At 76.0% G+C, this 10,847-nt stretch carries 8 protein-coding genes and 1 pseudogene; 1 reads left to right on the forward strand and 8 read right to left on the reverse strand.

Going from position 1 to position 10,847, the window contains the following annotated elements; genetic code table 11:
• Positions 1-85: 85 nt before the first annotated feature.
• From ABD879_RS30400 to ABD879_RS30410, 3 genes are read right to left on the reverse strand one after another with little or no spacing between them, the layout of a single operon-like run.
• A complete protein-coding gene (locus tag ABD879_RS30400; protein ID WP_345025175.1) occupies positions 86-1,477 on the reverse strand; it encodes a vWA domain-containing protein in 1,392 nt (463 codons plus the stop codon).
• 5 nt (positions 1,478-1,482) lie between these two features.
• Complete coding sequence (locus ABD879_RS30405; RefSeq protein WP_345025177.1) at positions 1,483-2,376, reverse strand: AAA family ATPase; 894 nt, start codon at positions 2,374-2,376, stop codon at positions 1,483-1,485.
• Positions 2,373-2,795, reverse strand: coding sequence for a hypothetical protein (locus tag ABD879_RS30410; RefSeq protein WP_345025178.1), 423 nt, complete (start codon positions 2,793-2,795; stop codon positions 2,373-2,375). Before ABD879_RS30410 ends, ABD879_RS30405 begins: the two co-directional genes overlap by 4 nt.
• 137 nt (positions 2,796-2,932) lie before the next feature.
• On the opposite strand from ABD879_RS30410, the gene ABD879_RS30415 reads away from it, so the two are divergent.
• The gene (locus ABD879_RS30415) at positions 2,933-3,358 is read left to right on the forward strand and encodes a hypothetical protein (RefSeq protein WP_345025179.1); all 426 of its coding nucleotides are present in this window, start codon (positions 2,933-2,935) and stop codon (positions 3,356-3,358) included.
• A gap of 52 nt (positions 3,359-3,410) precedes the next feature.
• Here the strand turns inward: ABD879_RS30415 and ABD879_RS30420 are convergent.
• From ABD879_RS30420 to ABD879_RS30440, 5 genes and pseudogenes are all read right to left on the reverse strand, one after another.
• Positions 3,411-5,602 (reverse strand): annotated as a pseudogene (locus ABD879_RS30420) (acyl-CoA dehydrogenase family protein).
• Between the two features lie 66 nt (positions 5,603-5,668).
• Positions 5,669-6,706, reverse strand: coding sequence for a TerC family protein (locus ABD879_RS30425; RefSeq protein WP_345025180.1), 1,038 nt, complete (start codon positions 6,704-6,706; stop codon positions 5,669-5,671).
• A 301-nt stretch (positions 6,707-7,007) separates the two neighbouring features.
• Positions 7,008-8,195: a glycosyltransferase gene (locus ABD879_RS30430; protein WP_345025181.1), complete on the reverse strand. Its 1,188-nt coding sequence runs from the start codon at positions 8,193-8,195 to the stop codon at positions 7,008-7,010.
• Entirely contained in the window at positions 8,192-9,802 is a 1,611-nt protein-coding gene (gene murJ / locus ABD879_RS30435) for a murein biosynthesis integral membrane protein MurJ (RefSeq protein ID WP_345025183.1), read from the reverse strand. Before murJ ends, ABD879_RS30430 begins: the two co-directional genes overlap by 4 nt.
• Before the next feature lie 141 nt (positions 9,803-9,943).
• Positions 9,944-10,846 (reverse strand): hypothetical protein, encoded by a 903-nt coding sequence (locus ABD879_RS30440; protein WP_345025184.1) that lies wholly within the window; start codon positions 10,844-10,846, stop codon positions 9,944-9,946.
• Between the last annotated feature and the right edge of the window lies 1 nt (position 10,847).

Below are 10,847 nucleotides of genomic sequence, written 5' to 3' on the forward strand. Positions count from 1 at the left end.
GGCCGCCGGCGCGGCGGCGGCCGCGGCCATCCGCGAACGCCCCGCGCCGCGGGCGCCGTGACGCGCCCGCCCCGCTGCGACGCGTCTAGGCCAGCCGCTCGATGAACTCGGCGAGCTGGGCGAGGTTGCGGCACTCGTACATGGGGACGACCTCGCCGTAGCGGGAGGCGGCCGAGTCGCCGGTGTCCCACTGGGCGCGCGGCTCGGGGTTGAGCCAGTACGCGTGCCGGGCCCGCCCGGCCAGGTCGCGCAGCACGGGCAGCGACAGCTCGCCGTGGTTGGAGCGGGCGTCGCCGAGGATCAGCAGCGCGGTGCGCGGGCCGACCGCGTCGCCGTAGCGCTCCTCGAACGCCCGCAGGGCGTGCCCGTAGTTGCTGCGGCCGGTGATCCAGACCAGGTCGGCCTCGCGGGCCATGCGGGCCATCGCGTCCACCACGTCGGCGCCCGGCGCGAAGTACTTCGTGATCTCATCGACGCCGTCGATGAACGCGAACGCCCGCACCTTGGTGAACTGCTCGCGCAGCGCGAACGTCAGCAGCAGCGTGAAGTGCGCGAACGCCGACACCGAGTCGCTGGCGTCGCACAGGACGACCAGCTCGGGGCGGTGCGGGCGGCGCGGCCGGTGCAGGGTGTCCAGCGGCACTCCCCCGCTGGCCAGCGAGGCGCGGACGGTGCGCCGGAAGTCCAGCCGCCCGCGCCGGCCCATGCGCTGCCGCTGGGCGAGGCGGGTGGCCAGGCGCCGGGCCAGCGGGTGCACCTGGCGGCGCATCGCGGCCAGGTCGGCGCGGCCGGCGCGGCCGAAGTCCAGCCGCTCCAGCGGCGGCCGCACCGACAGGCGGGCGGTGCGCTCGACCCCGGTGTCCTCGGCGATGCGGCGGCGGACCTCGGCGCCGACCAGGGCGCGGAACCGGTCGATGCGGTCGCCGAACGTGCGGCGGGCGACCTGCTCGGCCATGCCGCCCCGGTCCCGTCCGGTGAGCACGGCGCTCAGCAGCCGCGCCATCAGCGTCTCGGGCGACAGCGCGCTCAGCACGCCGGAGGAGAACCACGACTCCTGGCCGGGGGCGCGGCCGTACTCGGCGACGGCGTCGCGCGCGAACCGCCGCAGCCCCGGCTCGTCGCCGGTCAGCAGCAGCTGGAACAGCTCCTCGCGGCGCTCCTGCACCCGCGGGTCGAGGGCGGGCGGCACACGGCGCGCACCGGGGTCGCGGGGCTCGGCCGGACGCGGCGGGGCGGCGGCGCCGTCGCCGAGCACGGGCGGGAACCACAGGTCGAACAGCAGGTCGAAGGCGGGCCGGTGCGCCGGGCGCTTGACGAGCGTGGCGGCGTAGGCGGCGCGCAGCGCCTCCCGGTCGGCCAGATCGACCAGCCCGGTGGCGCGCACCGCGTCCAGGCCCTCGGCCACCGACACCGGCAGCCCGGCCTCGCGCAGCGCCGCCACGAACCGGGTGTGCCGGTCCAGCAGCGAGGACGCCATCGCCGTCAGCCTCCCAGGCCCAGTTCCTTGACGGCGCGCTCCTGGTCGGACACGTGCTTGAGGACGACGCCGAGGGTGCGCGCCACGGCGGCGCCGTCCAGCTCGTCCACGCCGAGGGCGAGCAGGGTGCGGGCCCAGTCGACGGTCTCGGCGATGGACGGCGCCTTCTTGATCTCCAGGGCGCGCAGCGCGGCGACGGTCCGCACCAGCTGCTCGGCCAGCCGCTCCCGCACGTCCGGCACCTGGGCCAGGACGATCTGCAGTTCGCGCTCCGGCGCCGGGTAGTCCAGGTGCAGGTACAGGCAGCGCCGTTTGAGGGCCTCCGACAGCTCCCGGGCGGCGTTGGAGGTGATCACCACGAAGGGGCGGCGGACGGCGGTGACGGTGCCCAGCTCGGGGATGGTCACCTGGAAGTCCGACAGGACCTCCAGCAGCAGGCCCTCGACCTCCACGTCGGCCTTGTCGGCCTCGTCGACGAGCAGCACCGTGGGGCCGTCGCGGCGGATCGCCGCCAGCAGCGGCCGCTCCAGCAGGAACTCCTCGGTGAAGATGTCGTCGTGCGTCTCGCGCCAGGTGCGGTCGGCGGGCGCGGCCTGGATCGCCAGCAGCTGCTTTTTGTAGTTGAACTCGTACAGGGCGCGGGCCTCGTCCAGGCCTTCGTAGCACTGCAGGCGGATCAGCTCGGCGCCGGTGGCGGCGGCGACGGCCTTGGCCAGCTGCGTCTTGCCGACCCCGGCCGGGCCCTCCACCAGCAGGGGCTTGCCGAGCTCCTGCGCGAGATAGACGGTGGTGGCGATGGCGTCGTCGGCCAGGTAGCCGGTGCCGGCCAGCCGCTCGGCGACGTCGGCGGGCGAGCCGAACGCCCGGCCCCCGGTGTCCGGCGCGGTGTCGCGTGTCATCCCTTGGCCTTCGTGTAGGTCTGGTTGGTGCCGGCGAACACCAGCGAGCGCCCGTCCTGGGCGAGCCGGACGCCCCAATAGGTGCCCGACTGCGGGTCGCCGCCCTGCCAGGAGAACCGGAACCTGCCGTCGCCCTCGGGGATGGCCTGCCCGCTCCACAGCGTCTGGTCGCCGCGCTTCCAGGCGCCGGTGCCGTCGGCCTTGAAGACGAAGTAGTCCTTGGCGGGCCCGACCCAGCGGCCGACCAGCGGCCGGACCTGCCCGGGCGACACCTTCGGCACGGGGGGCAGGCTGGTCGCCGTCGCGGCGCCGCCCGCGTGCGCGCCGTCCTTGCCGTCGCCGCCGCAGGCGGTGAGGGCGAGCGCGGCCGCGGCGGCCAGACCCGCCAGGGGGACGGTCGAGCGAGCCCGGATTCTCACGGGGACCTCCGGAAGATCTCGGGGGTCGGCAGTTTACCGGCTGGTAGCCTCACGCAGGGCGTCACTCCCGGGGGGTAGGCGGCGTCTGGCACCCACGGGTGACGCGGTGCGCGCGTCCGGCCTCGTATAACCGGAGCATGTCCACTCCTCGCCCGCCGCACGGCGCGCCGTCCGCCGCCGGTCCGCCCGGCAGCGCCCTGCCTGGCAACGGCCGACCGCGCGACGATCTGCCACGTGACGACCTGGCCGCGGCGCTGGCGGCCCGCCGCGAGCTCGGCCCCGACTACGACGCGGCCTTCGCCGAGGCGGTCGTGGACCGCATCGAGCAGGCCCTCGACGCCCGGCTGGGCCCCCGCCCCGCCCGCCGCGCGGCCGGGCGGGCGGCCGGATGGGCGGCGCGCCCGGCCGACGTGCCCAGCGTCACGCTGGTCGTGGCGTCCCTGCTGGCCGCGATCCCGCTGAGCGCGATCGGGGTGGTCAACGCGGGAATGCCCGGCCTGCTGACCGTGTGGACGGCGATCGTCCTGATCAACGTCGCGCACGCGCTGCGCCCCCGCCTGTGAGCCCGCGCTCGCCGCGGGCGCGGGGGCGGGCACGCCGCGCGGCGGCGAGAGGTCACTTGCCGGGTTCGGGGTCGCGGGGCAGGCCGAGCAGCCGCTCGCCGATGATGTTGAGCTGCACCTCGGTCGTCCCGCCGTAGATCGTCATGGCGCGGCTGAACAGCATGGCCCGCCCCACGATGCCGCTCTCGGTCAGCGGCACCTCGGTGGCGGCCGCGGGGCCCTGCGCCTCCCAGCAGTAGTCGGCGACCTGCTGGTTGAACTGCACGCCCAGCAGCTTGCGCACGCTGGACTCGGCGCCCGGCTCGACCCCGTTGAGCTGCTTGAGGGTGGCGCGCAGGCCGAGCAGGTCGATCGACTGGCCCTGCGCGACCAGCCCGCCGACCTCGGCGAGGGCGACCGGGTCCGGTTCGCGGTCGGCGAAGAACTTCAGCAGCTCCGGCACGCCCATGCCCAGGCCGCCGCCGGTCGACAGCGACACCCGCTCGTTGCTGAGGGTGTTGCGGGCGACCTGCCAGCCCTTGCCGACCTCGCCGACCACGCACTCGTCGGGGACGAACACCTCGTCCAGGAACACCTCGTTGAACAGGGCGTCGCCGGTGAGCTCGCGCAGCGGCCGCACGTCCACGCCCGCGGACTTCATGTCGACGAGGAAGTAGGTGATGCCGTCGTGCTTGGGCGCGTCCGGATCGGTGCGGGCCAGGCAGAAGCCCCACTGCGCGTGCTGCGCCACCGACGTCCAGATCTTCTGGCCGGTCAGCCGCCAGCCGCCCTCGACGCGCTCGGCCCGCATCGACAGCGACGCCAGGTCCGAGCCGGCGCCCGGCTCGCTGAACAGCTGGCACCACACCAGCTCGCCGCGCAGCGTGGGGCGCAGGAAGCGCTGCTTCTGCTCCTCGGTGCCGTAGGCCACCAGCGACGGCACCAGCCACGCGCCGATCACCAGGTTCGGCGGCTTGACGCCGGCGCGGCGCAGCTCCTGCTGGATGAGGATCTGCTCGACCGGTCCCGCGCCGCGGCCCCAGGGGCGGGGCAGGTGCGGGGCGGTCCAGCCCTCGTCGCCCATGCGGCGGTTGCGCTCGTCCCGGTCGGTGACGGCGGCCAGCTCGGCGACCTCGGCGCGGATGCGTTCGCGCAGCGGCCGGGTCTCCTCGTCCAGCTCCAGCTCGACGGGGCGGCGGCCGCCGGCCAGGGCGCGTTCGGCGACGACGGCGGCCCACCGCTTGGCCGGGCCCGCCAGCGTCCGCAGCGTCAGGGCGCGGCGCAGGTAGACGTGCGCGTCGTGCTCCCAGGTGAAGCCGATCCCGCCGAGGATCTGGATGGCGTCGCGAGCGGTCTGCACCGCGGCGTCCAGCGCGATGACGCCGGTGACGGCGGCGGCGAAGTCGGCCTCCTGCGCCCCCTCGTCCAGGGCGCGGGCGCCGTCCCAGACGGCGGCGCGGGCCTGCTCCAGGGCGATCAGCATGCGCGCGGCCTTGTGCTTGACGCCCTGGAACTGCCCGATCGGGCGGCCGAACTGCTCGCGCACCTTGGCGTACTCGGCGGCGGTGGTGACGCACCAGGACGCGACGCCGGCCGCCTCGGCGCCCAGCAGCACGGCGGCCAGGTCGCGCACGCGCCCGCCGGTCAGGCCGTCCAGCACCCGGTCGGCGGGCACGGTCACGCCGTCGGCCTCGACCCGGGCGACCCGGCGGACGCGGTCGAGGCTGGGCAGCGGCGTGACGGCCAGTGCGGCGGCGTCCACGGCGACCCACTCCTCGGCGTCGCCGCCGTGCACCGGCAGACCACGTCGGCGAGGGCGGCGCCCAGCACCGGGTCGGCGGCGCCGCTGACCACCAGCCCGCCGCCGTCGCGGACGTCGGTCAGCTCCCCGGCCGTCGCCAGCGCGGCCGTGCGGGTTCCGCCGGCCAGGTCGGGCAGCAGCTCGCCGCGGGCCTTGGCGTTGCCGGAGGCGTTGATCGCGGCGGCCGCCAGCACGGTCGGCAGGTACGGGCCGGGCGCGGCGGCGCGGCCCAGTTCCTCCAGGGCGACCGCCAGCTCCAGCAGCCCGTACCCCTGCCCGCCGTGCTCCTCGGGGAGGTGCAGGCCCAGCAGACCCTGTTCGGCCAGGGCCGGCCAGAAGGCGGGCCTGGTCTCCTCGTCGGCCTCCAGTGCGGCGCGTACCACCGCCTGCGGGACGGCGCGTTCGGCGAAGCCGCGTACCGACTCGGCGAGTGCCTCATGCTCTTCGGTCAGCCCGATGGCCATGCGTCACCTTCTCTCGGAGCCCTGCCGACCCGATTCTAGAACACGATTCGGGAATTGGGACCGGTTCTAGGGAACGTCCGGCGCCCCCTGCGGCCGCCCGGCCGCGGCCCCCGCGGCCTCGGCCGTCTCGTCCGCCGCCTTACCGCCCGCCACGGCCGTCCCGTCCCGGCCGCGGCGTCCGGCCGCCAGGCTGGCCGCGGTGGTGACCGCCAGGGTGGTGCCGATGACCGCCAGGGACAGCCCGATCGAGATGTCGGGCGCCCAGTGCGCCCCGTACTCGTGCAGCGCGTGCAGGATCAGCTTGACGCCGATGAACCCGAGGATGAACGCCAGCCCGTAGGACAGGTAGACCAGCCGGTCGGCCAGGCCTCCGATGAGGAAGTACAGCTGCACCAGGCCCATCAGGGCGAAGGCGTTGGCGGTGAACACCAGGTACGGCTCGGTGGTCAGCCCGAAGATCGCCGGGATGGAGTCCACCGCGAACAGCACGTCGGTGGTCCCGATCGCGATCATGACGATGAACAGCGGGGTGAACATGCGGCGGCCGTTCCGGCGGGTCAGCATCCGGTCGCCGTCGTACTCGCCGGTGGTGGGCACCACCCGCTTGGCCCAGCGCAGCAGCGCGTTCTCCTTGACCTCCTCCTCGTCGCCGCCGCGGACCAGGCCGAGCGCGGTCCACAGCAGGAACGCGCCGAACAGGAAGAAGACCCAGGTGAAGGTGTTGAGCGCGGCGGTGCCGGCGGCGATGAAGGCGCCGCGCAGCACCAGCGCGATGACGATCCCGGCCATCAGGACGGTGTGCTGGGCGTGCCGGGGCACGGCGAACCGGGTGAGGATCACCATGAAGACGAACAGGTTGTCGACGCTGAGGCTCTTCTCGGTGACGAACCCGCCGAAGTACTCGCCGGCGTACCGGCCGCCGGCGAAGTACCACACGGCCGCGCCGAACAGCGCGGCCAGGCCGAGGTAGAAGGCGGACCAGAAGGCGGCCCGGCGGGTGGTGAACTCCCTGTTCCGCCCGCGGTTGATCAGGAACAGGTCGATGACGATGATCGCGGACAGCCCGACAACGGTCAGGATCCACACCCATGGGGCGACGTTCAACGCGGTAATCCTCCGGCGTGCGCGACGCCGTGACAGCACACCGCATGACAGCGCACCGTCCGGCGTCGGTCCTGGGGTGCGGGCCCTTTCCCGCACCAGGGCATGACTCAACGCCGGAGGTCTCTCCCGCCCGTTCCACGGAGCGGACCGCGGGTCCCGGGTCGGCGCCTTTGCCGGCCGTGCTGACGGAAAGCCCGCGCGCGGGGATACTCCCCTCCACCGGCCACGCAGCCTACCCGGGCGGCTCCCACTCAGTCCAACTTCGGCGCGAAAAATCCGAACTCGCCCGCCGGGGCGTGCGTCAAAGGGCGTGCCGGGTGTGTGCCAGACGGGTGTAGACGCCCGCGAGCTGGTCCACCGCGTCGTCCTCGGTCGGCAGCGACGTGGCGCGCTGCGCGGCGGCCGCGCCCAGCCGCACGGCGAGCGCCGGGTCGTCCAGCACCCGGGCCACGGCCCGTTCCAGCGCGGCCGCGTCCCGCGGCGGCACCAGGACCGCCGCCTCGCGCTGCCCGCTGGACGGCGCGCCGATCAGCAGCGGGATGCCGCCGACGCGCGTGGCGACCAGGGGGCGCCCGGCCCGCAGGATCTCCTGCACGACCAGCGGCTGGCCCTCCCACACGCTCGGCACCACCGCCACGTCGGCCGCCACCAGCAGCTCCGGGACGTCCGACCGCCGGCCCAGCAGCCGCACCGGCAGGTTCTCGGCCTCGATCCGCGCGCGCAGCTCGTCCTCCAGGGGACCGGCGCCCACGATCGCCACCAGGGGCGGCGGGGTGCGGCGCGCCCATCCGGCGGCCGCGTCCAGCAGCGTCCCCAGGCCCTTCTGCTCGGCCAGCCGCCCGACCGTGACGATCAGCGGCCGCTCCTCCACCCCCAGTTCGGCGCGCAGCTCGGTGCGCGTCTGCGGCCCCGGGCGCCTCCTGGGCGCGGGCGCGGGCACCAGCGCGTGCTCGACGTGGCGCGCCCCGAGCTCGCGCATGCGCTCCTCCAGGTCGGGCGACACGCCCAGCACCATCGCCGCCCCCTTGGCGACGACGCGTTCCAGCGCCCCGTACACCGCGGCCGTCTTCCCGCCCGCGGTGACGGCGTTGTGCAGGGTCACCACGACGGGCGGCCTGCCCTGCGCGAACCGCAGCGGCTCGGGGGCGACGCGCGCGCACGCCGCCACGGCCAGGCCGCCGGCGCGCAGCCCGTGCGCGTGCACGACGTCCGCGCCGCGCGGCAGGCGGCGCAGCCGCGCCACGGCGCGGGCGTAGTTGACCGGGCGCGGCCGGTCGGCGATGTCGACGGCGGCGAACCGCGCCCCGACCCGGCCGAACCCGAACTGCTCCTCGGTCGAGGCCGGCCCGCACACCGCGACGCGGGCGCCGCGCTCCACCAGACCGGCGGCCACGTACCGCACATGCCGTCCCACGCCGCCCGCGCTGGTCGCCAGCACCAGCGCCACGCGCATCCCGTCCACCTTCTCGGCACCCATCTCGTCAGTCATCCTCGCGTGCCCCTCCGGCTGAGGACGGCCCGCAGGTCCCGGCCGTCGACCACGAATGCGATCATCAAGAACACCACGGCGGCGGCGGCCGCGGCGGGCACCGCGACGCCGACGCTCCACAGCTGCCCGCCCGTGCCGAGCAGCGCGGCCACGGCGTATCCGGCCGCGCCCCCGGCGGCGCCCCCCGCGACCCCGGCGGCAAGCGCGCGCGGCACACCCTGCACCGCCGCGCGCCCCCGGGCCTTCAGCAGCACGCCCAGCAGCAGCGCCCCCGCCACGGTCATCCCGACGGTGTTGCCCAGTCCGAGCGCCGCCACCACCCACTGCCGTTCCACCGACATCACCAACGCCACGTCCGCGACCATCACCAGCCCCCACCCGGTGACGGTCGCCGCCGCGCCGGCCCGGCCGCGGCGGCAGGCGAACAGCACCCGCCCCAGGTGCGCCACCAGCCCGTACCCCAGCAGGCCCGGGGCGAAGGCCAGCACCGCTCGGGCCAGCACCTCCTGCTGGTCGGCGCGGCCGGGGTTGAACACCACGGACGCGGGCAGCGCCACCGCCGCCAGCACGGCCGCGCCCGCGCACGACACCAGCACCACCGCGCGCGTGGTGGAGGCGGTGATGCGGTCGAACTCCTCCCGCCGGCCCTCGTGCGCCTGCGCCGACAGCCTGGGGAACGCGCTGGTGGCGATCGGCACCGCGAGGATCGCCCAGGGCAGCAGGTAGACGGCCCAGGCGTACTGGTAGTTCGCCAGGGCGCCGCCGGTGCCGCGGTAGCTCAGCGTCACCACCAGCAGCGCCGACAGCTGCTGCGCCACCACCGTCGCCAGTCCCGCCACCGCCAGCCGCCGCACCTGGGGCGCGACGCCCTCGGGGAACCGCAGTGCGGGCCGCAGGCCGAGCCGCAGCCGCCGCACGGCGAACCCGGCGGTCGCGGCCATGGCCACGCCGCCGCACGCGGTGCCGACCGCCAGCGTCAGCTCCGCCGACGCCGGAAGGCGGGCCAGGTCGTTCTCGTAGCCGCGGCCCAGCGGCGCGTACGCCAGGTACGCGCCGATCACCACCAGGCTGGACATCAGCGGCGCCAGCGCGGGCGCGACGAACCGCTTGTGCGACTGCAGCACCCCGTACAGCACCACCGCCAGCCCGTACATCACCATCTGCGACGACATGATCGCCAGCATGTCGCCGCCGACGCCGATGATCCCGGCCCGCGAGCAGCCCGCCAGGTCGTCCCCGACCAGCAGGTGCATGATCGGGCGGGCCAGCAGCGCCAGCGCCAGCGCCAGCGGCACCATCGTCAGCACGATCCAGGTGACCAGCGCCGAGGCGGTGCGCCGCACCCGCTCGCGGTCGCCGCTCTCGGCGGGGCCCGCCAGCACCGGCACCACCATGCTGGCCAGCGCCCCGCCCGCGACGATCTCGTACACGATGCTGGGCAGCTGGGTGGCGGTGAAGTACGCCTGGCTCAGGCAGGACGTGGTGACGGTCTGGGAGAAGGCGTAGGTGCGGCCGAACCCCGCCAGCCGCGACAGCACGGTGATGACGCCGATGACGACGGCGGCGCCCGCCAGGCCGCCGGTGAGGCGGCGCAGTGGTGAGGTCACGGTGTCCGGTGCCGGTGGGGTCTGTGTCACGTCTGTCCGGGTGCGCCCGGGGCCGGGGTGCGGTGCGGGGGCGCGCGGGGTCGTCGTCGGGTGTCCGGGCGGGGTGCGCCGTCGCGTCGGGGCGGACGGCCGCGGTGCGGGTCAGGGCGCCGGGTCGGCGGTGTGCGCGGAGTCGGCGGGGCCGGGCTGCGCCGGCACGGGGGCGCTCGGCTGCGGGCCCGCGGCCGGGGGCGCGACGGGGCGGCGGCCGAGCATGTCGAGCCAGTTCAACGCCGGCGTCCGCTGGATGACCTTGGTGAAGCTGACGAACTCGCTGGCGATGTTGAGCCCGGCCACCCCGGCGAGCACGGCCAGGCGGGGGCCGCGGCCCAGGCGGGTGGCGGCCAGGCCGAGCAGCGCGCCCAGCGCGTTGGCGCCGGTGTCGCCGAGCATGGCGCGCTCCCCCAGGTCCTCGGGCAGCAGCGCGACGGCGGCGCCCAGCGGGGCGGCCACCACCGCGCGCGACCCGGTCGCCGCCAGCGGCGCGCCGGTGAGCAGGCCGACCTTGATGGCGCGGCCGGGGCGCAGGTCGAACAGGTTCATCAGGTTGGCGGACCCGGCGATGAGCGCGCCGTTGACGAGGGTGTCGAACGCGCGTCCGGTGCGGGTCGGCGCGGGCGAGCCGACCACCGCGGCGGCGGCCAGGCCGGTGGCGCCGATGCCGAGGATCTTCACCGCGCCGCTGGTGACCTCGCCGCGCGCCAGCGCGCCCAGGTGCCCCTTGAACCCGCGCGAGGACGTCGTGCCCGCCACGTCGTCGTAGCCGCCGAGCACGCCCGAGGCCGCGCCCGCCAGCCGGGCCGCGGCGCGCATCCGGCCGCCGAGCCCGGGGGTGAGCAGCCCGCCGGCGGCGGCGCCCGCCACGAACGCGGGGCCCTCCAGCAGGGTGACCGGTTCGCCGCGGTGGTTGGTGCGGCCCCACACCTCGGCTCCGGGCTTGCCGCCCAGCCCCGGGGGCCGCCGGGTCGCGGCCGCGTACGCGGCGCGTGCGGCGACGGCGCCCAGC

Origin of the sequence: Actinomadura keratinilytica (assembly GCF_039539665.1) — a bacterium.
GTDB lineage: Bacteria > Actinomycetota > Actinomycetes > Streptosporangiales > Streptosporangiaceae > Spirillospora > Spirillospora keratinilytica.